The following is a 23332-nucleotide window of genomic DNA, read 5'->3' as shown; positions in this document are numbered from 1 at the left end:
ATTAATTATGTCTATAACAGTGTTCTTATCGTTCTTGCTGTTTACTGGCTTTGTTGGGGTATTTACCTACAACAAGGTGAAAAAAAACAAGCATGACTCGCAAGATGGCTACTTTCTGGGAGGCCGCAGTTTAACCGGTGGCTTAATAGCTAGCTCGCTGATCTTAACTAACCTTAGTGCCACCAGTTTTGTTGGCATGAGCGCACAGGCTTACACCCACAACATGAGTGTAATGGGCTGGGAAGTTGCCTCGGGGGTTACCTTGGTGATCATCGCGCTATTGTTGGTGCCGCGTTACTTAAAGCAGGGCATTACTACCATTCCTGACTTCTTAGAAAGTCGCTATGATCTGTCAGTGAAAAAGTTTGTCACCCTGCTGTTCTTATGCCAATACGTCATTAACATCTTACCTACCACCTTATATGCAGGTGCCGTGGTATTAGGTGAAATCTTCGACGTTCAAGGCTTGTTAGGTGTGTCTGAATTTACCGCCATTGCCATTATTTCGGCCACCATTGGTATTTTAGGTTTTTTCTATGCAATTTATGGTGGCTTAAAAGCCGTCGTCATCGCCGATACCATTAATGGTGTAGGTCTTATTATTGGCGGTTTGATGATTCCGGTATTTGGCTTAATGGTATTAGGTGGCGGCAGCTTTGGCGACGGTTTACAGCAAATCATTACGGTTGCCCCAGAGAAGCTACAGTCTGTAGGTACATCAACGGATCCACTGCCATTCTCAACCCTGTTTACCGGTCTATTACTGGTTAATTTATATTACTGGGGAACCGATCAATCTATTATCCAGCGTGCTTTAGGTGCTAAAAACTTAAAAGAAGGGCAAAAAGGGGTGATTTTGGCCGGTGCAATTAAGGTTATTTCACCACTATTTTTGATTATTCCGGGAATTATTGCTTTCCACATGTTTGGTGCCGATGCGGGCAACCCAGATACCATGTATACCCGTTTGGTAAACGAAGTATTACCTAAGCCTCTGGTTGGTTTTTTTGTAGCTGTAATGTTTGGCGCCATTCTTAGTACCTTTAATGGGGTGTTAAATAGTTCGACTACCTTATTTGCTCTAAACGTATATAAGCCCTTATTTGGCGAAGGAAAAACAGACCAAGAGTTAGTAGCAAAAGGCCGCATATTTGGCGTATTGATTGCGATTATCGCAGTGTGTATCGCACCGTTCATTATGTTTGCGCCTGAAGGCTTATTTCAATACTTACAAATGGTTGCGGGCTTCTTTAGTGTGCCTATCTTCACCATTGTATTTGTTGGTTACATTTCTAAACGAGTGCCTGCAATTGCAGCTAAAGTGTCTTTGGTTGTGTTTGTGTCATCTTATGCAGCGATGCAACTGGTATTTGAAACGCCATTGCACTTCTTGCATCAACTCGCCATTTTGTTTGTCGTATGTACCCTCTTAATGTTTGTTATTGGCGCACTTAAACCGCGTGAAAGCGACTACGTTATGCCGATTAACCAGAGCATGGATGTGACGCCTTGGGAATTCCGTTTTGAAGCCTCAGCCGTGGTTTTATATATGGTGCTAGGCGCGTTCATCGTATTCTCTGATGTAGGTCTAATGTCTGACGACCCAACAATCATGCAAACCTACGGTTTCTGTGGAGTGATTATGTTGGTGGGTATCTTCTTTAGACATATCAAGCGCAATAAACTCAATAGCGCAGCAGAAGTGAGTTAAGTTTTACTCTGCATGTAAAAAGCCCAAACATTTGTTTGGGCTTTTTTATTTGGGTAAGGGGATGTTAGGCTGAAAATAGTGTTGCGCTACATCGCCTTAAACAAGTGGTTGGCGCTGCGGCTTACCGGATATTCACTGCCATCTACCAGTGCAACCGTTAGCTTACCTAGCATGTTTTTGTTAACGCGTTTTATCGCATTCACCCTTACCAGCGTCGAGCGATGGATCTGCCAAAACAAGCCCGGTTCAATTTGGCCTAACAGCTCTTTTAGTGGCGTTCGAATAACGTAGTCTCCTTGCTGGCTGCGCACCGTGGTGTACTTGTCTTCAGCCACAAATGCCAAAATGTTATCGATGGCAATAAGTTCTACCGTCTCTCCTTTACTGGCTCTTATCCACTGCAAGTATTCGGGCTTTTCGTCTAGTGCTTGCACTAATGCTTGAAGGTCGTAGCTGGGGCTAGCTTCAGCACTTGTTTGGCGCTGCTGAATACGTTGGCAGGTTTGCAATAAGCGCTGCTCATCAATGGGTTTAAGCAAATAATCAACGGCTTGCTGTTCAAAAGCTTGAATCGCATATTCATCAAAGGCGGTAGTGAATACAATATGTGGTGGTTTAGCTAGCTGGTTGAGCTTTTGCGCCACTTCAATGCCTGTCATGCCGGGCATACGAATATCTAGAAATACCACGTCGGCGGCCAGTTGCTCAGCAGCGGCTAAGGCGCTTGGGCCATCGCCGGCCTTATCTACAATCTCTAACTCTGGCCAGCATTCACCCAGCATTTTGTCTAAATGAAAACGCAGTAAGGGTTCGTCATCAACAATTATTGCTCGCATGGAAACTCCAATTTGGCCAAGGTGCCGCCGGTTTCTAAAGCTTGAATATGTAAACTAGCTTGATTGGGAAATAAGCTCGCTAGCCGTTTTTGGATGTTGCTTAAGGCCAAACCATGGCCTTGTTTGGCAGCTTGCTTAAAGCCAATGCCGTTATCTTCGATAGTTATTTTCCAGCGCTGCTTGGCCACATTAATACGCACATTTACATGGCCGCCTTCGGCCTTGGGTTCAATGCCGTGAAAAACCGCATTCTCAACTAAAGGCTGCAATAACATTGGTGGCAATTGGCGCTGGTTAAGCTCTTGCGAAGTAAGCGTTACTGAATACTGCAGGCGCTCACCTAAGCGGATTTGTTGAATCGCTAAATAGGCACTAATACCTGCTACCTCATCCTCTAGGCGAATGCTCTCTTGGCGGCTTTTTTTAAGGGTAACTCTTAATAGCTCGGTGAATTTATCTAACAGAATTTCTGCTTGCTTGGGCTCTACTGCGATGAGTGCTTTTAAATTGGCTAGAGTATTAAACAAAAAGTGCGGCTCAATTTGGCTTTGCAGTAATTTTAGTTGGCTGTAGGTAAGTGCTTGCTCCGCTTTTAGCTTTTCTAACTCGGCTTGTTGCAGCGCCGAAGCCATGCTTAGGTTTTGCTCGCGGCTAAAAAAGTAGTAGTAAATAACGGCACAGAAAAATAGGCCAATAATCACTACTTTAAGCATTAAGGGCCAATCAAAATCGTCGTAATAAGGGCTTATCCAATACCAAGTATGGGCGCTACCAATGCTTAAGGTGAGTGGGGCGCTCAGCACAAATGCCCAAAAGCTACTCATTTTGGGAAACATGGTATCAATCAACATGGTGGTGCAAGTGCCTACCGTGCCAAAGCCTAAGGCAATAACAAAATGCATCCAATAGGGACCGCCCCAAATTGCATTGGTGAGGTAGGCAATGGGGAAGGAAAATAGTGCGCAAATTGCCAACGAGCGCCACACTGATAAAAGGCATTTATTGTTCAAAAGAGTCCCTCGAGTTTTATTAAACCAACTTTATTTTCCGGTAATAAGCTATATACCGCATCACTCGCTCCACCAAGATAGCGCAGCGTTGCGCCAAGCGTCCATCCTTGGCTAAATTCGTAATCCAGCCTTGCTGTAGCGATCACGCCACCGTCTTCTGGCGCTAGCATTAAATCAAATGCCGGTTGCCAATCTTCTATGTCACGATGCCAATGCAGCATTACATTGTGTTGCAGCAAATTTTGACCATTAAACACTTCACCTTGGGAGAAACGTAAGTTGCTAATGTCGCCACTTTGTTGCTGCAAGTAATAACTAATATCGGCGACTTGTTGCCATTGTGTTTGGTTAAGCGCGCGGTTATCAAACCAATATTCTAGGATAAGGTTATCACCATTTAAATTTGCCCAGGTCATGCCTAATAATGCTTGAAAACCATCTTGGAACTGTTGCTCACTGACAGGGGCTATTTGGCCAATATTGCTATAAGTTAGCTGGCTAACATAGCGTTGGTAATGCTGTTGATAACGGCTTTCGGCATGTACTTCCCATGCATCGCCAAAGGTGGTTACCCACGAGCCTCCTAGGTTAAGCGCACGTTTGTTATCGTAATAAGCCAGACCTTGCCATTCGCTATCATCGCTTAATTGGTACCAACGCATGCCAATACCGCGCTGCTGTAATCCTTCTGTGTCAGTGGCGATATATGAGTCACTATAAAATAGTGAGTACTCGCTATAACCACTAAATTGGCTAATGCTGACAACTCCCACGCCTTCTTCCACCTGAATCGCTACCGGGTTTCGGCGGTAAGGAAGAAACATGTCTAAAGGGCGAAAGCCATAACTCACCCCTAAATCAATGCGCTGCTTACCCATTAATAAGTCACGGCCTGCCCATTCGGTTTTCCAAAACAACTCGGCCAAAATTAAATCGTGCTGGTTGGCCTGTTTTTGTTTGTATTGGCTTAGCGCCACCAATTGCCCCTGTAAATTTTTATACTGAGGGAACCAACGCAGCGCCGCATCTGCAAACCATTGGTCTTCGCCAGCAAAAATTTCACTATCTGAAGCAGTAGCAAAGCCGCTATCTAGCTCAAGTTGCCACTGCTGCTGCCAGTTAGCGTGGCTCGCAAAACTAATGACCAGTAGTGTGGATAACAGCTGAGTGTGATAGTTCATGGTAATTTACGTACCGCCCAAATCTTAAGTTCCATTGGGACTTAGCATAAAAAAATCACGAGTCGGCTATTGGCTGGTGCGATAAAGGGCATAAGGAAAGGACAAAAGGGGTTTAACGGGGATAAGCGTAAACGATTAGCAATAAGCCTTAGTGTGTAGCGTTAAGTCACAACAATTAGCGACGAACAAAGAGCAGACGTTCTGTGGTTATTAACAACCAGTATTTAGCTGCCAGTATAGAAAATACGGGCTTAAATTTTAAGCTTTCTAGCTTCTAGCTTCTAGCTTCTAGCTTCTAGCCTTTTGCTTTTAGTTAGCGACTTGAAGCTTAAGACTTCTCGCTTAGCACTGCTTTTTGATGGGGGTAACGAGTAACAAAGGGTAAGAGTAAAGATGCCGCTGTTGATTTTAGCCCTTGAGCTATGAGGTTCGTATGGAGAGGGGAAACGCTGTTATTAAGAGTAAAGAAGGTCCCAGAGTGCCGCTGTTGATTTTAGCCCTTGAGTTGTGAGGTTCTAATGATGGGGGTAACTAATGACAAATGATAAGAGTAAAGAAGTACCCAGAGTGCCGCTGTTGATTTTAGCCCTTGAACCATGAGGTTCAAGGCGGGTAACAAATCTCATACCGTAGGCTTCTCAGTCGGGCTGAGCATGCTCAATAGTAGAAAAAAATCACCCTAAAGATACAATTATCGGCTCAGGGACATCACCAACTGGCGAACACCCCAGGAAACTAAACTCTTTAATACACTGTAGTAAAACATGCTGCGCAGCGCGAGCGTATTTACTCCAGTTCTTCGCCAGCGGGCTGGCTTTGTTCTAACAAAGCGCGCTCGATGGTGTGTTGCAAATCTTTAATGCGCTGATTCATATTGTCAGCGTAATTTTGGTTTTTAGCTTGCTCGTTATGCAACTCGTAAGAGAGATGCAAACCAACCATAATGGCTAAATGCTCGGTGCTACTTACACTACTTTTTTCTTTTAGTGCTTGTAAGCGTTGCGATAATTCGTCAGCAGCAAGACGAAGTTTGTCTTCTTCACCTTCTGGGCAAGCAACTCTATAGTTCTTACCTAACAATATAATGTCAACGCCCTGAGCCATGATTCGCCTTAGCTAAACCCAATTACTCGAGTGAATATATAGCGCCTCGCAATAACTTGCAACCATTGTAAGGTGGCTGGGGGTTGCTCTGCGGCAATATCGACCAGTTTGCTGTATTGCTAAACAAATCTGCGGAATCAAGCTCATAAAACACAACCTATAGGCTTGAATAAGACGCAATTATTGGCGACCATAACGCTCTTCGTCCATAGCGTGAACGCTTACAATAGCGGTACAACTGCGATTTATAGGTAATAGGAAAGATAACTTAATGGCGCAACCAGGCAGTTTTGCCGATGAACGTCGCAGATTTTATCGCATTGTTTATCCAGTGCGTTTGATTCAGCTACTGATAAAAATGGTCAATACAAAAATAGCCAATGTTGACCCTCGAGGGCGTAAAAAATCGGAAATTAAAGATGCCTATGCAGCGCAATTTATGCCGATGATGCATCTTGGAGACCATGTCTTTCCGGTGCTAGATCTATCAGAAGGCGGCTGTCGAATTCAATGGCGCTCGTCTGCTGAGCCTTTACCTATCAGCCATAAAGCGTTGATTGGCCGAATTATCTTCCATAAAGATCTTAGTCGAATCGTCGAATATCTACCTAAAGATGTTCAAGACGATTTTGCAGACTTAGGCGTTGCCTATAATAGCGAAGGCTACGAACATCAGTTTGAAGCGCGCATCTGTCGAAAAATCGAAAACAAGCGCGACCCTTATCCGCAGCTATGTCTGCAGTTTAATAAAGCCAGCCACATTTCTACGCGGTTTATTCGCCAGCAAGAAGGCATCTTAATTAAATTGTTTCGAGATCAATATATTGAGCGAGTTAGGCTGCGTCGAAAGCAACTTAAAGAAGCCCAAACAAGATAGCTTTAGCGCGCTTCACTGCCAATAACATGGCTGCGCGGCGCATCAGGTGGTAGGATTAATTGATTAATTATATATAGGTATTTCAAGTGACTAAAATTGTGTATCCAGACTATGAAGATCTGGGCGAATTACTCATCGGTTCAAAAATATTTGTTAGTCCTGCCGAAGTGCATGGCTTGTTAAGCGGCATGTTAGCTGCTGGTTTACCGGCCGACGGTGATTGGTTAAGCCAAATGAATATGCTTATAAACGATGGCCAAGGTTTACCCGTTGATCTCAAAAAACAATTGAAGCCCCTGATGGAAGCTACTCATAGTTCGATGAGCGATAGCTTACTTGGTTTTCAGCTTATGTTGCCAGAGGACGACGTGGCAGTAGAAGAGCGCACTGAAGCGTTAGCTCAATGGGTGCAAAGCTTTTTAGTCGGTTTTGGCGTAGTACAAAGTGACTTATCTAAACTTGCCGAAGATGTGCAAGAGCTAGTAAAAGACTTTACCGAAATTAGCCAATTATCTTCTGACTTAGAAGATGATGAAGAAGAAAACGAACAAGCATTGTTCCAAGTGGTGGAATATGTGCGCATAGGTGCCATCACTATTTTTGCTCACCAAACCGCCAGTGACAGTGATCAACCACCTGCTACATTGCATTAAAAAATAAACGCCAAGGAGTTGCTGTGTTTTTACAACGTCGTCAGCAGTTATTTACTGCCATGTCAGACAACAGTGTTGCGATTTTCTGCGCTAGTGAAGAGCAAGTGCGTAGTCGTGATACCGAATTTCCGTTTCGTCAAGACAGTGACTTTTTCTATTTCTGTGGGTTTAGTGAACCCAAAGCGCTGTTATTACTAATAAAAAAAGCGGGTGAAACTCGCAGCGTATTGTTTAATAGAAGCAAAGATAAACTCGCCGAGATTTGGCAAGGCCGTCGCTTAGGCCAAACGCAGGCTATTGATCAACTAGCGCTAGACAAAGCCTTACCGATTGAAGAATTGAATGAGCATTTACACCTAGAGTTAGAAGGCCTAAGTAAAGTTTACTTAGCGCAAGGGCGCTATCCTGCCTACGATCAGCACATATTTGCGGCCATAGAGCGCTTACGCAATGGTCTACGTTCGGGTTGGCAAGCGCCTACTCAACTCGAAGATTGGCGGCCAATGGTCGATGAAATGCGGTTAATTAAATCAGCCGACGAAGTCGCTTTAATGCGCAAAGCCGGTGAGATTTCTGCCGCTGGGCACTGCCGCGCCATGCGCAACGCTAAAGTAGGTATGTTTGAATACCAACTAGAGGCGGAGATCCATCATGAACTCTTAATGGCGGGGGCACGCGCTCCGGCATACGGCACCATTGTAGGTGCGGGTGATAATGCTTGTATTTTGCACTACACCGAAAACCAAAGCGTGATGCAAGACGGTGATTTAGTGTTGATTGATGCTGGCGCTGAATACCAAATGTACGCCGGTGACATTACTCGAACCTTCCCGGTGAATGGTAAGTTTAGCCCCGAGCAAGCCAAGTTATATAACGTCGTGCTTGAAGCGCAAATAGCGGCCATTGACATGCTAAAACCCGGCGCGTCTATATATGATGCTAACCAACAAGTGTTAAACATTATGGTTAGCGGCATGGTTGAGCTAGGCATTATGCAAGGTGACGTAGCCACGCTGATTGAAGAAGAAGCCTACAAAGAATACTACATGCATGGGCTAGGGCATTGGATCGGCCTAGATGTACATGATGTCGGTGACTACCACGATGTTAAACGCACGCGCCCGTTGGTTGAAGGCATGGCCATTACCATTGAGCCGGGTTTGTATATTCCGGCAGATGCCGATGTGCCAGCTGCGTATCAAGGCGTGGGTATTCGCATCGAAGACGATGTGGTGATTACCGCCAATGGTTGTGAGGTACTCACCGCTGATGTGCCTAAAACTGTTGCCGATATTGAAGCCTTAATGGCGAGCTAACTGCATGCAAACCGCGCCAAACTCGCAACACTTCGACATGATTATTGTTGGCGCTGGCATGGCCGGCGCCAGCTTAGCCTTGGCGCTGTCAAAGCCCAGCCTTAAAGGCAAAGCCATTCGCATTGCCTTAGTTGAAGCGGCCGAGCTCAACTTTGGCCAGCACCCAGGCTTTGATGGTCGAGCTATTGCCTTATCGGCTGGCTCTGAGCGCTGGCTACGCGAGCAAGATCTTTGGGCTCCTTTAGCGCCTCATGCTTGTGCCATCGAGCACATTCATGTTTCTGATCGTGGCCATTGTGGCAGCACCACCTTAGATGCACATGAATACCAGCTTGATGCCTTGGGCCAAGTGATCGAGCTTGAGCATGCCGGCCGTGAGTTTCACCAGTTATTAGCTCAGCGTGACAACGTTAGTTTGTTCTGCCCTAATAAAGTGGTACACATAGAGCAGCAGCAACAGCAGGTCACTATTCAGCTCAACAACCAACAAAGCCTTAGCGCGAGTTTGTTAATCGGTGCCGATGGGGCTGATTCGGTGGTGGGTAAGCAAGGTGGCTTAAGTCAACAGCAGCATGACTTTGCTAAGTATGCGCTGATTGCCAATGTGCAAGCCGAGCAAGATTTAGCCGGTAGAGCCTTTGAGCGCTTTACCGAAGATGGCCCCTTGGCGCTGTTACCTATGACCGATAACCGTTGGTCGGTGGTATGGAGTGTTAAGGCTGATGAAGCCAAACGTTTGCAAGCACTAGAAGAGCATCAATTTGTCGCCGCTTTACAGCAAGCATTTGGCTTTCGAGCTGGGCAATTTTTAAATGTAGGTAAACGCTATGCTTATCCTTTGGTCTTGCGTTATTACCCACGTTTATTTAGTCATCGCTTATTAGTATTAGGCAATGCTGCGCATAGTTTACATCCTATAGCAGGGCAGGGTTTTAACCTTGGTTTGCGTGATGTAGCGGCGTTAAGTTCGCTGGTGTTAGCCCAATGGCAGCAAACTGAAGACTTAGGCGCACATAGCCTGTTAGATCGCTACCAACAGCTACGCCAAGACGATATAGAACGCACTATTTCGATGACTTCTAGCCTTGCTAGCCTATTTGCTAGCAGCGATAAAAGCTCGGTAGTACCGCGTAATCTAGGCCTTATGGCCATGCAAATGTCACCCCGCTTTAAATCGCTATTAGCGAAGCAAAGCTTAGGTCTATTTTCTCGTTAACACGCTTTAGGACTGGTCAATGCAAGCAGTAGATATAGCCATTATTGGTGGTGGAATGGTAGGACTCGCTTTCGCTAGCGCGCTGGCTGATAGCCCCTTGCGCATTGCTATTGTAGAGCCTAAGCCTTCGCAACAACCCGATCTAAACCAATACAGTTTACGGGTGAGTGCAATTAGCCTGTCTTCGCAGCAATTTTTGCAGTCTTTAGGTGTTTGGCAAGCTATTGTTGAGCAACGGGTTGCGCCCTACAACGACATGCAAGTGTGGGAGCAAGACAGTTTTGCTAAAATTCGCTTTCAAGCCGAGCAGCTGTTAGTGCCGCAAATTGGCCACATTGTAGAAAACGACATTATTCGCCATGCGCTGTGGCAGCAAGTGAGTCAGCAAAGCAATGTCACCCTTGTAGAACAGCCAGTTGATAAACTGCACCGTGGCGACAGTGAATCATGGTTAAGCTTTGCCGATGGCCAAGGTGTTAGCTGTAAATTGCTGGTGGCTGCCGATGGGGCTAACTCTTGGCTACGTGAGCAGCTAGATGTGCCGCTTACTTACTGGGATTATCAGCACACCGCGATTGTCGCCACCATTAAAACTGCCGAGCCACATCAAGATTGCGCTCGACAAATTTTTACCCCAGAAGGGCCGTTAGCCTTTTTACCCTTAAGTGAAGCCAACACTTGCTCAATTGTTTGGTCGGTCTCGCCCGATAGAGCGGCTGAGCTTCAAGCACTGCCTGAGGCCGAGTTTAATAAGCAGCTCACCATGGCCTTTGATGGGCGTTTAGGCTTGTGTGAGCGAGTGGGGGACTGCGCGGGCTTTCCATTGCGAATGCGTTATGCACGAGACTTTGCCGGCAAGGGCTTTGCACTTATTGGCGATGCCGCCCACACCATTCACCCGCTAGCGGGTCAAGGTGTCAACCTGGGCTTAATGGATGCAGCAGCCTTAGCGCAAGAGCTAATCACCCTGCAGCAAGCGGGTAAAAGCATTAACGATTATGCCAACCTGCGCCACTTTGAGCGCTGGCGTAAAAGTGAAGCCAGCCAAATGATCGCCTCTATGGAGTTTTTTAAGCGTCTGTTTGGTAATGACAACCCCGCGCTTAAACTGCTGCGTGGTGTAGGCATGAGCTTGGTAGATAAAGCTGAACCTCTAAAGCAGCAAGCCATGCGTCGCGCTTTGGGCCTAGAGGGCGATTTACCGCAAGTGGCGAAAGCCAATGGTGCTTAACCGCATTGAATAAGCTGAGCCCCTCACGGTTTTTTCGCTAAAAAAAATCCAGTAGTGAACCTACTGGATAGCGAAGCAAATATTCATTCTTCAAACAGAGTTGTTTGTTTATCGCGGCTAATTAACTCTAGCTAAGAGCTCCTTGGCTTAAGCTCTCTCGTTACAATGGGTCAATTAAGCCCGCGTTAACTAAACGCACATCGTCTTCAGTTAAACGACCGGCCGCTTGTTTTAGGCTCAGCATATTAAGGATGTAATCGTATCTAGCATTGGCTAAATCGTTCATTGCTGAATATAAGTTTCGGGTCGCATCTTGTACGTCAACAATGGTACGGGTACCCACTTCAAAGCCCGCCTCAGTAGCCGCTAGCGCACTGTTAGAAGAGATAACGGTTTGTTCAAAGGCTTTTACTGAACCGACACTGGCACTCACGTTGTTCACTACTGAATTTACTGTGCTTTGCAACGCACGATAGCTTTGTTCAAGTGCTTCAGATGAGGCAACATAACTAAATTGCGCTTGTGCCACCTGTGAGTTGATACTGCCGCCTAAATAAATCGGCCAATTGAATTCCAAGCCTATATTGCCGGTGTTAGTTTCGCCGCCATAGTTGGTATCGTAACTATCATTGCCATATTGGTTATTTGTGTAACCGATCCCTGCAGTTAGATTTAAAGTGGGTAAATGGCCACTTTGGGCTAGTTTTATTTGCTGCTGGGCAATCTCTTTTGCAATCCGTTGAGCATTTAGCGTTAGGTTTGCATCGGTGGCAGAATCTAGCCAATAACTGGCATTTTGCTCTAGTTCACTAGGCTGGAAACGTTGGGTATTTAATACCTTTAGTTGCTGGTGTTTAAGGCCGGTTAGTTCGCGTAAGGCTTCGTAGCTATTCGCCAAATTGTTATTGGCTTGAATTTCTTCGGCAAGGGTTCGGTCATACTCAGCTTGTGCTTCATGTACATCGGTGATGGCGGTTAAACCTACATTAAAGCGCTGCTTAGTTTGCTCAAGCTGTCGCTCTACCGCTGTTTTATTGGCGGCGACAAAGTTAAGGTTGTCGTTTGCTCGCAGTACTTTGAAATAGGCCTTACTCACCCTAATGATGAGGCTTTGCTGGTCACTCATATAGAGCGCGTCGGCCCTTGTGGCACTTTTTTCGGTAATGCTTAGCTTGGTCCAATACGATTGCGAATAGAGCGATTGGCTTAAACCGATGTTGGCACTGTTATTAGTGGTGCTGTCGACAAGGCTATTGCTAGTGCTGGTATAATTGATGCCTGCACTAAAGGCTAATTGTGGCAGCAATGCAGCGCGGCTTTCGGTAATTTTCTCAAAGGCGATATCTCGTTGAGCTTTGCTTTGTAAGATCTGTGGATCTTTTTCTTGAGCAAGTTGATATATTTGCAGTAAATCATCTGCTTGTGTAGGCAAGGCCAATGTCGCTAGGCTAAATGATAGCAACAACATATTGGTTCTGTAATTCATTTAATACATCCAGTAAGGGTGTCAAAACACTCAAAGATATTGGGCTAATGGGCATGTGTTAGCGCGTAAACTTAGCAAACAAACGTGTTTGCTAAGCTGATTAAGGTTTAGGTCGCTATGGGTTTAGGTCACTATGGGTTTAGGCACTTTAATTCTAAAGACTAAGGTGTAGATAACCGGCAGTACTACTAGCGTTAATACCGTGGCAAAACCTAAACCAAACACAATGGTAACGGCCATTGATTGGAAGAAAGGATCAGACATTAGCGGCAACATACCTAACATGGTAGTAAGTGCGGCCATACCCACCGGGCGAACTCGGCTTACTGACGAGTGGTAAACTGCATCGTAAGCTGCCCGGCCTTCTTTTAGCTCAATGTTTATCTGGTCTACCAGTACAATGCTGTTTTTAATAATCATCCCGCTTAAACTCAACATGCCTAAAATGGCCATAAAGCTGAGTGGGGCATCTAGCGCTAACAAGCCAAAGCTCACACCAATAATGGATAGCGGTACCGTTAGCCAAATCACCAACGGCTGCCTAATCGAGTTAAATAGCAGCACCGTTAGCAGGAACATGGCTAAATATCCCATCGGCACAGAACCGCCAATGCCTTTTTGCGCCTCGGTTGAGGTTTCGTACTCGCCACCCCATTCCAGCGAATAGCCTTCTGGTAAGTTGATGGCTTCAACTTTATGGCGCACTTTTCTTAATAGTGAATCCGCCGTTTCTGCACTGTTATTGGCAGGGTCAGCCAGCACCGTTACTAAGCGTTTTCTATCGCGGCGCATAATAATGGGATCTTCCCACTCGGTATCAAAATTAGATACGAATTGGGTAATCGGAACAAAACTTGAGTACTTTGAACTCCATATCTGCAAGCCATTTAAGTTAGCTTGGCGTTCGCTAGCGGGAGCGCGCGCCACAATAGGCAGCAAGTGTGAGCCATCACGATACACGCCAATTTCTTCACCGTTAAAGTGTCGTAGTAATGCCGCATCAAGATCTTGCTTGCTGATGCCTATTTCACGGGCTCGGGCTAAGTCTATTTGCGGTCGCACTAGCATCACTTGGTTGCGCCAATCGTGGCGAATGTTATCGGCTGTGGGCTCGTCTCTAAGAATGGCTATCGCGCTATCGGCGAGCTGACGTAATACTTGCGGGTCGTCGCCATAAAAGCGCGCTTCTATTTTGGCTGCTGGCGAGGGCCCATTAATAATCAATTTAACGCGGTATTCAGCCTCAGAGAAATCTTGGCGTAAGGTCGCTTCTACCCAAGGCAAGAACACATTCAGGCTGGCTAAATCTTCCATTTCTATCAAAAGCTGCGCATAAGCCGGATAGGCTTTTTCAGGCTGATAAGGCAGCGCGAAACGCTGTGAACCTTGGCCTACTACCGAGGTGATATTGGCAATGCCATGGGCCGAATCGGCTTTCTTAGCAAGCAGTGTTTTCTCAATGTCACCGACAAATTTTTCTGTGGCTAAAATATCGGTCCCCTCGGGTAACCAGATGTCCACCATAAAAATAGGCGTGGTTGAGGCTGCAAAAAATACATTTTTCACCTTGCTCATACCAAACATGGCAGAGCCTAGCATGGCAATAACAATCAAAACGGTGATGATCCGATAACGCATCGCCGTATTTAAAATGCTGCGATAAATGCTAAATATTACGCCTTTGTAAGGTTCTTGCTCGGCACTGTCTTGATCGCCGTCTTTAAACAACAAGTAGCAGAAAAACGGCGTAATGGTGATCGCGGTAATCCAGCTAATAGAAAGCGATATAAGCAATACTTGGAATAGCGATAAACAGAATTCACCAGTAGCATCCGACGATAGCCCAATAGGGGCAAACGCCATGATGGCAATGACGGTGGCACCGAGTAGTGGCCATTGGGTTTGGCTTACCACCTTGGCGGCTGCTTGTTTACGGCTTAAACCTTGTTTAAGCCCAATAATGATCCCTTCGGTAACCACAATTGCATTATCAACTAACATACCAAGGGCAATAATTAACGCCCCTAAAGAGATGTTTTGCAGTTGAATGTTGAGCGCGTTCATTACGATAAAGGTGCCCAAAATAGTAATAACTAATACGGCCCCCATGAGCAGGCCAGATCTAGCGCCCATAAATACCAGTAACACTACAATTACAATGGCGATAGATTGCGCCAAATTGGTTAAGAAGCCGCTGACTGATTGCTCTACCATTTTGCCTTGGTCGTAAATCACATTAATCTGCATACCTATTGGCATTTCAGTTTTCAGCTCAGCAAGCTTGGCGGTTATTAGTTTCGATATATCAACAACATTTACACCCGAGGCGTATGACATCCCCATCGATAAAGCGTTATTGCCGTTATCGTGGTAAATCTGGCTTGGGGTCTCGGTGGTGGTACGGTATATGTCTGCTATATCGCCCAAGTAAACTAAGTTATCGCTATTGGGAGGGCTGACTAAAATGTCTTTCATTTCAGATTCATCGACAAATTCACCAGTAGGGTGAATCCGAATTCTATTGCCGTTTACTAGCGCTTTACCGGCATTAGATACCACATTTTGCGTTTGCAGTAAGTCGTATATGTAAGCGGGATCGAGACCCAAAGCATTCAGCTTTTGTTGGCTAATTTCTATCAGTATTTGTTCTTGAGGGGCGCCGACAACCGACACCTTTTTAACCCCTGGTGTAAGCACTAATTCGCGTCGAACTAAATCACTGTAGTTTTTCAGTTCACGGTAGCTATAACCTTCGCCGGTAATATTCACTAAGTAGCCATATACGTCTGAGAAGTCATCAATGACTAATGGCGTTTGCACTCCCGGTGGCAGCAGGCCTTGTGTGTCGCTAATTTTTCGTCTGAGCTCATCCCATACTTGTGGCAAGGTTGCTTTATTATATTGCTCGCTCATCTCAACTTCGATTTGCGACAAGCCCGCACTGTTAATTGAAGACACATGTTTTATTTGCGACATCTTTTGCAGCGCATCTTCTAATTGCAGCGTTACCTCTTCTTCTACTTGTTCTGCACTTGCTCCTGGGTAGTTGGTAATAACGAGCGCGGTTTTAATCGTAAATTCTGGTTGTTCTAATTGGCCCAAACCAGTAAATGATATGGCGCCCCCCACTAACATCAGTATCACGACCATCCAGCTAATGACTTTGTGGTTGATACTATACAGCGCAGCATTCATGGTTAAACTCCTCGCGCCCAATGTAGCGGCTTGATCAGTTCGTTACCGGTGAGAGAATTAACGCCGCTAGCTACAACCCTATCGCCTTTATCTAAGCCTGATAATACTTCCACTCCGTTAGCATGAATCCTACCCAAAGAAATGGGAGTAAGTTGCAGAGATTGTGAGCTTGCTTGATATACCCAAACACTGGCTATTGGTGTACCGTTGGTGGCCTCGATGTTGCTATCTCGAACAATGGCGGTAAGCGGCAGTATGGCAATAGGTGTTTGCTTTGAATGGGCTGACGGCAGCTTAATAACCACCGATGTACTCATACCCGGTAGCAAGTGTAATTGCTCAGGCGGCGTTAAATTAAACGTCATCTCGTAGGTTTGGGTTCCCTCGGCGGCAAGATTGCTATGTTCTTTATAAGTGAGTTTTAAGGCTTGGTTATTCAATTGAGCAAAAGCGTCCACATCCTCGAGAGAAGCGTCATTTTGCAAACTCAAAAGCATAGATTCTGGCAGTTGAATTTTTAGCTCGAAAACCTTGGTATTTTGCAAGGTCACAATCGCTTGGTGGGGCTGAACCATTTGGTAATTGTCGGTATGCACCTTTGCTACAACACCAGAAAAGGGCGCGTAAATAGTGGTGTAGCTCAATTGATCTTTGCTACTGCGTAAGGTGGCCTCTGCCGACTTTAAGGTGGCGCTAGCGCTGTCAAAATCGGCTGGGGAAATGAGCTTACGCTTTAATAACGTTTGGATACGAGCAAAGTCTGCTTGAGCCAGTTCAAAATTCGCTTCGGCATTTAACAGTGCGTTTGCAGCATCGCGTTTATCTAGCTGAGTAAGAATTTGTCCACGCTCGACTTTTTGCCCTTCAATCAAATCGAGTTTCACCAGCTCTCCGCTAATGCGAAAGGCGAGTTCGGCCTGCTGACTAGCAAAAATTTTAGCCGGAAACGTCCGCTCTAGAGACGGTACAGATTGATCAATATCGATCAACTTAACCGGTCTAGGTTTCACTATTGGAGTGGCAGCGGCGTTGGCCGACAAGTCACATCCAGAGATGAATGTTGATACAAGCACTACGAGTGCAATCTGATATTGAGTGGGAATAAGCATACTTACCTTGCTCTTAGTATTATAAGAAGCGCTTAGTATAGGTAGCTTTAAAGTTTGCAAAAACATAACAGTTCGAAACTTTATGTTCTGAATTATGGGATTGAAATGTTAAGCTTTAGCTGAGCAATAACCCTAAAGGACCAGCATTGCCATGAAAACGGAAGACATTAAGTTATTTCACTTTATTGTGGACTCTGGCAATTTAACTAAGGCTTCAGAACGGCTTGATCTGCCTAAATCTAACCTTAGTCGTCGGCTTAAAAATCTCGAAGATGAGTTAACCGTGGATCTGTTTCATCGGCATCAGCGAACCATGACCTTGTCTGAGAATGGTCGGCAATTTTACCAACGTACCAAACCTTTAATCTTCGAATTAGAAACAACCATTGAAGAGATGACTACCGAGTCGCCAGAACTGAGTGGCTACCTGCGTATTCAGCTTTTACCGCTGCCTGGCAACCATAAGTTTGAGGATATAATTTTTAGGTTTATGGCGCTGCACCCCAAGGTACATATTGAAATTATTACCAGTGCAGATGAGCGCGACCTCATTGAACACAACATTGATGTTGCCTTTAGAATTGGCAAGCGTTTAGACGATTCTAATCTGATTGCTCGGCCACTAAAAACGGTTCCCTTTGGTTACTATGCTAGCCCTGAATATTTAGCCAAGCAGGGTGGTTTGCCTCAAACCGAGCAAGAGCTTACTCAGCACCGCTTTATTATAAGCCGCTTACCGAACGGGAAGTTGGCTAAGCAACTGCCTTTATCTAAGGGTCATAGCTTTGAAGCAAAAGGCAGGCTGGTGGTTAATCATGAAGCGTTGTTGCTGCATGCATGTTTGGAGCACCAAGGTGTTTCATACGTACCTGCTCACATAACCCAACAAGCCGTTCAACAAGGGCAATTGGTTCACTTGTTACCAGAGATGGACGCACTAACCACAACGGGTTGGTTGGTGTACCCCACTAAAGCGAGTCTTTCTATGGCTGCCAAGGCGTTAATTGAATTCTTATTTGAGGGGATTGAAGGGCTAACTCTTGAGGATGCTAATTAAAGCGGCTTTTGTTTATGCCATCGCCGACAGCAAACCAGTATTGGCTGTACTCTTGAACAAAAAAACTACCGATACGGTAGTTTTTTGTAGCAAAATATGCTCGCTTAGGTGCGCCTTGAGACGCCGCTATAATTGTGCGTGTTTTATCGATCGCTTCATAATGGCCGAAAACTGGTCACCACTGCTATTTGCGGATACCAATAACCAGCCGTGTTGGTGTAAATGGTTTACGGCATCAATCGGCGAGTTGAAAGAAATAACGCTGCCATTCTCATCGCGTAATAGATCGTTGTTACGCAGCCCTATTTTAAGCTCTTGGCCAAAATCTACCGCTACTTTCCATTTGGTTAAGCTGAGTAACTTACCGCTGGCCATCACCATTGCGTACTCTTCGCTGGGCTGAGTGGCAGCTTCACTTGCTTCTACCGTTACGCTTAGCAGTAACATTAAAACAATAGAAGCTAGCATGCCTTGTACTATCGCAGTGCGTTTACGGATGTTTCTATTCAGTGTTTGGGGATTCATTATAAAATGTCTCTTTCTATTAAGGTTTGCGTAGTAAATCAATAATGTCGTAGGCCGCTTGATAGAGCTTATTGAAGTGCTCATAAGGTGCCGGTAACTCACTGGCGATACGGCTGTTAATGGCGATAATGGTGCCTGAATCTGGGTCAGCCCAAATAAGCTGGCCGCCCCAACCACTATGGCCCACTCCGTAGTCGTTCATAATTGCCGATTTGTAATAGCGAGATTCAATATTGGTGAGTTCGGCAGGAACAACTTCGCCCTCTTTTTGTGCGTGTTTAATGTCTTGTTTTACTGCGTTTGTATCTTCAATTAATAAACGACCGTAGCGGGCAAAGTCTAAGCTGGCACTCATCATAGAGGCACCAATCATCGGTACACCTTCAAAATCGGTACCCATAAACACGGTTTTTTCTCCGCCGATATCGTGCATTAGCTCGCGTACCAATTGAGCGGCAGGTGTTTCAGTCGCGGCTTCAAGAATCAGCATTAATACATTGGTATTAATGGTGGCGTAATTGGCTATTTCACCTTGCCATTGGTTACTCGCGCCCATGGCATCAATGTCAGAGGCAAATTCACGCAGGGTTTGGCGCTTATCGTTACGCTGTAAACCAATCACACGTTCGTCGTTATCAAACATCTCTAAGGCTTGTGGGTCGCCTGTGTAGGCGGCCAACTCAGAGATACTATGATTTACCGCCATGTTGGCTACGTCGCCCACGGTGCGGCCTCTAAAGCCAGCGCCAATATCGGGAAGGTAGCTTTCTACTTTGTCATCTAACTGTATTTGACCGGCTTTAAGCGCTCGGCTTAGCAGAACATAACCCATCGATTTAGTTGATGACTGGTCAGAATAAATGGTAGAGCGGTCGCTATCTCGATAGTGCTCTAACATGACGTCGCCCTGTTTGTTCATGACTACAATGCTCGCCACGGCTGGATGGTTAATTAAGCGGGCTACAGAGTCAATTTCATGTAAATCGTAATTGCGCATTTGGTGGTTAAGAGGAAAACTGTTTTGCGCATTCACTGCCATAATGTTTGGGGTAATAGATGGCAAATTAACTAAGCCCTGGGCGCGCTGTTGCTGCCAGGTATCAATGTTTAAAGGGGTTTGGTTAGAAGGCGCTGCACTTACGTTGCTAGTGCCAATTATCACTGTAGTGATTGCTGCTATGAGTTGTGTTTTTAGTTTCTTTTTGTTGTTCATGGTCGTTCCACCTATTGGTTTAGGCGACTCCTGCCTAATGCTAACAACTTGATCCTCAAGCTGTATCTGTTCGCTGTTGCGTTTCAATAAAGCCACTATAAAGGATACTTATTTCGTAATATGAATTGGGTTAGAGGTAAATTCCATTTTATGAACAGTGAAGGGGTCAGCGAAGAGAGCAGTAAAAAGAACAGCAAAAGGGAAAAGCTTGCTTAACACTGATGTTTAACAAAACGAGGGATGCTGTAGTTAAAATGACCAAGAAACAGGTAGGGATAAGATAGCGGGTAAAGAATCACACTCCTTTAATCTTGCTCGAAGTTTGAACTTAATAAGGCGTGTTAACTAGATAATTTGTACAGAGGTGGTAGCGACTAAACTATTTGCTTGTTAAGTGGCAAATCTGCTGGTGGCTCGCTAACTAAAACCTGCGACCTACACTTACGCTAAAGGGAACATCAAAGCCGGGGTTGGGTGGCAGTAAATCAGCATTAGAAAGGTGGCGCCAAGAGAAGCTTAGCTCCCAATCTCTGTTCTCGCCAAAGTAGGCTCCAAAGGTAATAAAATCGTTGAACAAAAATGTAGAGCCCTGTTCTTGATAACCTAACCTATTGGATGACATTATTGAAGGGCCCGCGGTAAAACCTAAGTAAGGATCAAAGCCTTCTCTACTGTCTAAATAGTAGCGAACAGTTGGCAATACTGAATAAACATCAACCTTGCTGTGTACGTCTACATCAGTAGTTAAACGGCTATATCCAGCACCTAGCAGAATCTCCCAGCGTTTAGACTCTCCAAATCGTTGCTGTAAAAACGTGTAGTTAATATCGAAAACAGCATTATTTTGTCTGTCTACATTAGCCCCTACTTGCGGCCCATAACCCAAGCCAATATTTAGCTGTCCGGCGACAACCGGCAGGCTAAGGGCGACAAAACTAAGACTCGCCACTAACGGTCTCATTTTTTGGAAGCCGGTTTTTGTTTTCAATAGCGAGTTGTTGTTACTCATTAAGCTTGTCTCTCTGCTGTGTGCTGTTAATTACAGAGCAAACAGTAAACAAAGCTGTTTCCGAAATATGAACAAACAACTAAGCTGTATTACATATTATGCAAACGGTAGTGATAGCAATGGCCGAGTTAAATACCCAAGGTTTTGAGTTTTTTGGTGAAGACGAGCAACGTTTTAGAATGATGCTAATAGAGCGAGTAGAGGCCTACATGGTGCACAATAACATCACTAAAAGCGCTTTGGCCGACAAAGCCGGCATAGGTAAAACCGCCTTTTACAGTAAAATGGATAAAGCCCAAGGGAGCCAGTTTACGGTGTCTGACTTATTTAGAATGGGCAAAGTGTTAGACGTAAGTATTTTGCAGTTTTTCCCAGTAGACGAGATAGACAGGCAGCAAGGCGGGCAGTTAGCGGTGCCAGCCAGTGTATTAAAGCTAATGGATGAAATGATGGGCATGCCCACAGAAGATATAGAGTTACTGCATGCATTAATGAGAACTTTGCAGCAGCATAAACGAATAGATGGCGTAAAGTGAATAAGGCCTGTTTAATTAGTGAACACTTTTTGGGGTAAACTAACGCGGCTAAGCGAGTCGCTTTACAGGTGATTTATTTTTATTGAATTTTTTGCTGTGGATTAGATTAACTAATGCTTGTTACGGTTAGCTTAGGCTTAGATATAGTGGTTAAATTCAAGTTTACGAGAATAAATTAGTGATAAAGCCAGTTTATAGGCGGTTTTATTAGTGTTTAGCGCTGCTTTATCCGATTTTAGGCTAAAGCTTGTCACAAGGCTGTTAAGTGAATGTAAGCAGAATGGACGCGCTATAGATTAGCTCAATTTGTGATTAACGTTTTACAGTGGCGCGCTTGTAGCTATAATCGTTCAGCATTGGCAGGGGGAGTTTATCCTTCGTGTCCTCATAATAAAGGGAACAGCACATGACACAGCAAACGGTACTTCATCAAGCACACTTAGATGCAGGCGCAAAATTAGTTGATTTTCACGGCTGGGAAATGCCGATCAACTATGGTTCTCAAATCGAAGAACACCACGCGGTTCGTCAAGCGGCTGGCATGTTTGATGTATCCCACATGACCATTGTTGATGTGCAGGGCGAACAAGCCCAAGCCTTCCTGCGTAAGCTGCTGGCGAACGATGTAGCCAAGCTAACAGTTAAAGGCAAAGCGCTATATGGCGGTATGCTTAACCATGACGGTGGCGTAATCGATGATTTGATTACCTACTATTTTAGCGAAACCGAATATCGCTTAGTGGTTAACTCGGCCACCCGCGATAAAGATCTCGCTTGGATCAATCAACAATCCAGTGCTTATCAGGTAGAAATTATAGAGCGCCCAGAGCTGGCGATGATCGCCGTGCAAGGCCCTAAAGCTAAAACCCTCACTGCTGCGGTATTAGATAACGACCAAAATCTTGCTATTGAAGGTATGAAGCCATTTTTTGGGGTGCAAGCGGGTGATTTATTTATCGCCACTACCGGTTACACCGGTGAGCAAGGCTACGAGATTGTAGTGCCGCAAGATAAAGCGGTTGAATTATGGAAAGCCCTTGAAGCGCAAGGCGTACAACCTTGCGGCTTGGGCGCGCGCGATACCCTACGCTTAGAAGCCGGTATGAACCTTTATGGCCAAGATATGGACGAAACCATATCACCATTAGCGGCTAACATGGGCTGGACCATTGCATGGGCTCCAGAAGACCGTGACTTTATTGGCCGCCAAGCCCTAGCAGCACAAAAAGCTGAAGGCACCGACAAGCTGGTGGGTTTAATCATGGAAACCAAAGGCGTAATGCGTGCAGGCCAAGCGGTTACGGTAGTGAATGAGTTTGGCGAGGCCCTTCCTGGCATCGTTACTAGCGGCACTTTTTCTCCCACTTTAGGCCAAAGTATTGCCCTTGCTCGCATCGCTGATTGCGACGTAGATGAAGCCTTAGTGGAAATGCGCAAAAAACAGGTTAAAGTGAAAGTAGTAAAACCTGTTTTTGTGCGTAATGGCGCCAAAGTGTAAGCCATTTAGTTACTCGATTATGTAGATTTGAATTAACCCTTAAAATTAGAACTTAAAGGAATAGAATTATGGCTAATATCCCTGCCGAACTGCGTTATGCCAGTACTCATGAATGGGTACGCTCTGAAGGCGACGGCGTTTACACCGTTGGCATTAGTGAACATGCTCAAGAGCTATTGGGTGATATGGTGTTTATTGATCTGCCAGACGTTGGTGACGACATCGATGCCGGTGATGATTGCGCAGTAGCTGAATCAGTGAAAGCGGCTTCAGACATCTACGCTCCTTTAAGTGGCGAAGTGTTAGAAATTAACGAAGACTTAGAAGATTCGCCAGAGCTAGTAAACAGCGATGCTTACGGCGACGGCTGGATGTTCAAAGTTAAAGTGAGCGACGAAACAGAAGTAGAAAACCTGCTGTCTGCCGAAGACTACGCCGCTACCATCGAAGAAGACGAATAAGCTTTAACAAAAAATGCGCTCCGCTAGTCGGGGCGCTTTTTTTATCTATAAAAAGAAAATACTCAGCAAACTAACGCAACGCACTTTGTTTCAGTAATACAGGAATTG

At 45.3% G+C, this 23332-nt stretch carries 20 protein-coding genes and 1 other RNA gene; 10 read left to right on the top strand and 11 right to left on the bottom strand.

Annotated elements, in window-relative coordinates; genetic code table 11:
* Nucleotides 1–7 precede the first annotated feature (7 nt).
* Nucleotides 8–1711 (top strand): solute:sodium symporter family transporter, encoded by a 1704-nt coding sequence (locus ACVFI8_RS06000; protein WP_248714367.1) that lies wholly within the window; start codon nucleotides 8–10, stop codon nucleotides 1709–1711.
* 86 nt (nucleotides 1712–1797) lie between these two features.
* Here ACVFI8_RS06000 and ACVFI8_RS05995 read toward each other — a convergent pair whose 3' ends face one another.
* The 5 genes from ACVFI8_RS05995 to zapA all read right to left on the bottom strand — a co-directional run bounded on the left by ACVFI8_RS05995 (nucleotide 1798) and on the right by zapA (nucleotide 5842).
* Nucleotides 1798–2547: a LytR/AlgR family response regulator transcription factor gene (locus ACVFI8_RS05995; protein WP_457873345.1), complete on the bottom strand. Its 750-nt coding sequence runs from the start codon at nucleotides 2545–2547 to the stop codon at nucleotides 1798–1800.
* Nucleotides 2535–3557: a sensor histidine kinase gene (locus ACVFI8_RS05990; RefSeq protein ID WP_457873344.1), complete on the bottom strand. Its 1023-nt coding sequence runs from the start codon at nucleotides 3555–3557 to the stop codon at nucleotides 2535–2537. The genes ACVFI8_RS05995 and ACVFI8_RS05990 overlap by 13 nt, the downstream gene beginning before the upstream one ends.
* Complete coding sequence (locus tag ACVFI8_RS05985) at nucleotides 3554–4738, bottom strand: hypothetical protein (RefSeq protein WP_457873343.1); 1185 nt, start codon at nucleotides 4736–4738, stop codon at nucleotides 3554–3556. Before ACVFI8_RS05985 ends, ACVFI8_RS05990 begins: the two co-directional genes overlap by 4 nt.
* A 555-nt stretch (nucleotides 4739–5293) precedes the next feature.
* Nucleotides 5294–5475: non-coding RNA, 6S RNA (gene ssrS, locus ACVFI8_RS05980), on the bottom strand.
* Nucleotides 5476–5524: 49 nt separating this feature from the next.
* Nucleotides 5525–5842, bottom strand: coding sequence for a cell division protein ZapA (gene zapA / locus ACVFI8_RS05975; RefSeq protein ID WP_248714375.1), 318 nt, complete (start codon nucleotides 5840–5842; stop codon nucleotides 5525–5527).
* Between the two features lie 271 nt (nucleotides 5843–6113).
* Between zapA and ACVFI8_RS05970 the strand changes: the two genes are divergently transcribed.
* From ACVFI8_RS05970 to ACVFI8_RS05950, 5 genes are all read left to right on the top strand, one after another.
* The gene (locus ACVFI8_RS05970; RefSeq protein WP_248714376.1) at nucleotides 6114–6719 is read left to right on the top strand and encodes a hypothetical protein; all 606 of its coding nucleotides are present in this window, start codon (nucleotides 6114–6116) and stop codon (nucleotides 6717–6719) included.
* Nucleotides 6720–6805: 86 nt separating this feature from the next.
* The gene (locus ACVFI8_RS05965) at nucleotides 6806–7372 is read left to right on the top strand and encodes a UPF0149 family protein (protein WP_248714377.1); all 567 of its coding nucleotides are present in this window, start codon (nucleotides 6806–6808) and stop codon (nucleotides 7370–7372) included.
* 23 nt (nucleotides 7373–7395) lie between these two features.
* Entirely contained in the window at nucleotides 7396–8688 is a 1293-nt protein-coding gene (gene pepP, locus ACVFI8_RS05960) for a Xaa-Pro aminopeptidase (protein ID WP_457873342.1), read from the top strand.
* Nucleotides 8689–8692: 4 nt separating this feature from the next.
* Nucleotides 8693–9904: a 2-octaprenyl-6-methoxyphenyl hydroxylase gene (gene ubiH, locus ACVFI8_RS05955; RefSeq protein ID WP_457873341.1), complete on the top strand. Its 1212-nt coding sequence runs from the start codon at nucleotides 8693–8695 to the stop codon at nucleotides 9902–9904.
* A 19-nt stretch (nucleotides 9905–9923) separates the two neighbouring features.
* Nucleotides 9924–11135 (top strand): FAD-dependent monooxygenase, encoded by a 1212-nt coding sequence (locus tag ACVFI8_RS05950; protein WP_248714380.1) that lies wholly within the window; start codon nucleotides 9924–9926, stop codon nucleotides 11133–11135.
* Between the two features lie 160 nt (nucleotides 11136–11295).
* Here ACVFI8_RS05950 and tolC read toward each other — a convergent pair whose 3' ends face one another.
* The 3 genes from tolC to ACVFI8_RS05935 all read right to left on the bottom strand — a co-directional run bounded on the left by tolC (nucleotide 11296) and on the right by ACVFI8_RS05935 (nucleotide 16925).
* Nucleotides 11296–12621 carry an outer membrane channel protein TolC gene (gene tolC, locus ACVFI8_RS05945; RefSeq protein WP_457873340.1) on the bottom strand — a complete coding sequence of 442 codons (1326 nt, stop codon included), beginning with the start codon at nucleotides 12619–12621 and terminating at the stop codon, nucleotides 11296–11298.
* Nucleotides 12622–12744: 123 nt separating this feature from the next.
* Complete coding sequence (locus ACVFI8_RS05940; protein ID WP_457873339.1) at nucleotides 12745–15816, bottom strand: efflux RND transporter permease subunit; 3072 nt, start codon at nucleotides 15814–15816, stop codon at nucleotides 12745–12747.
* 2 nt (nucleotides 15817–15818) lie between these two features.
* Nucleotides 15819–16925 (bottom strand): efflux RND transporter periplasmic adaptor subunit, encoded by a 1107-nt coding sequence (locus ACVFI8_RS05935; RefSeq protein ID WP_457873338.1) that lies wholly within the window; start codon nucleotides 16923–16925, stop codon nucleotides 15819–15821.
* 151 nt (nucleotides 16926–17076) lie between these two features.
* Between ACVFI8_RS05935 and ACVFI8_RS05930 the strand changes: the two genes are divergently transcribed.
* Nucleotides 17077–17982: a LysR family transcriptional regulator gene (locus ACVFI8_RS05930; RefSeq protein ID WP_248714384.1), complete on the top strand. Its 906-nt coding sequence runs from the start codon at nucleotides 17077–17079 to the stop codon at nucleotides 17980–17982.
* A gap of 126 nt (nucleotides 17983–18108) precedes the next feature.
* Here ACVFI8_RS05930 and ACVFI8_RS05925 read toward each other — a convergent pair whose 3' ends face one another.
* The 3 genes from ACVFI8_RS05925 to ACVFI8_RS05915 form a co-directional block, all read right to left on the bottom strand.
* Entirely contained in the window at nucleotides 18109–18507 is a 399-nt protein-coding gene (locus tag ACVFI8_RS05925; RefSeq protein ID WP_248714385.1) for a hypothetical protein, read from the bottom strand.
* Between the two features lie 19 nt (nucleotides 18508–18526).
* Nucleotides 18527–19720: a serine hydrolase domain-containing protein gene (locus ACVFI8_RS05920; protein ID WP_248714386.1), complete on the bottom strand. Its 1194-nt coding sequence runs from the start codon at nucleotides 19718–19720 to the stop codon at nucleotides 18527–18529.
* 421 nt (nucleotides 19721–20141) lie between these two features.
* Entirely contained in the window at nucleotides 20142–20669 is a 528-nt protein-coding gene (locus ACVFI8_RS05915) for an acyloxyacyl hydrolase (RefSeq protein WP_457873337.1), read from the bottom strand.
* A 158-nt stretch (nucleotides 20670–20827) separates the two neighbouring features.
* Here ACVFI8_RS05915 and ACVFI8_RS05910 point away from each other — a divergent pair, with 158 nt between their 5' ends.
* The 3 genes from ACVFI8_RS05910 (at nucleotide 20828) to gcvH (ending at nucleotide 23224) form a co-directional block, all read left to right on the top strand.
* Complete coding sequence (locus ACVFI8_RS05910; RefSeq protein WP_248714388.1) at nucleotides 20828–21265, top strand: XRE family transcriptional regulator; 438 nt, start codon at nucleotides 20828–20830, stop codon at nucleotides 21263–21265.
* A gap of 406 nt (nucleotides 21266–21671) precedes the next feature.
* On the top strand, nucleotides 21672–22763 hold the full coding sequence (gene gcvT / locus ACVFI8_RS05905; RefSeq protein WP_457873336.1) for a glycine cleavage system aminomethyltransferase GcvT: 1092 nt from the start codon (nucleotides 21672–21674) through the stop codon (nucleotides 22761–22763).
* Between the two features lie 68 nt (nucleotides 22764–22831).
* Nucleotides 22832–23224 carry a glycine cleavage system protein GcvH gene (gene gcvH, locus ACVFI8_RS05900; protein WP_457873335.1) on the top strand — a complete coding sequence of 131 codons (393 nt, stop codon included), beginning with the start codon at nucleotides 22832–22834 and terminating at the stop codon, nucleotides 23222–23224.
* Nucleotides 23225–23332: the final 108 nt, after the last annotated feature.

It is taken from the genome of Agarivorans sp. MS3-6, assembly GCF_054112545.1.
The sequence above is the reverse complement of the archived record's forward strand: the minus strand, read 5'-3'. Positions and strand labels throughout refer to the sequence as shown.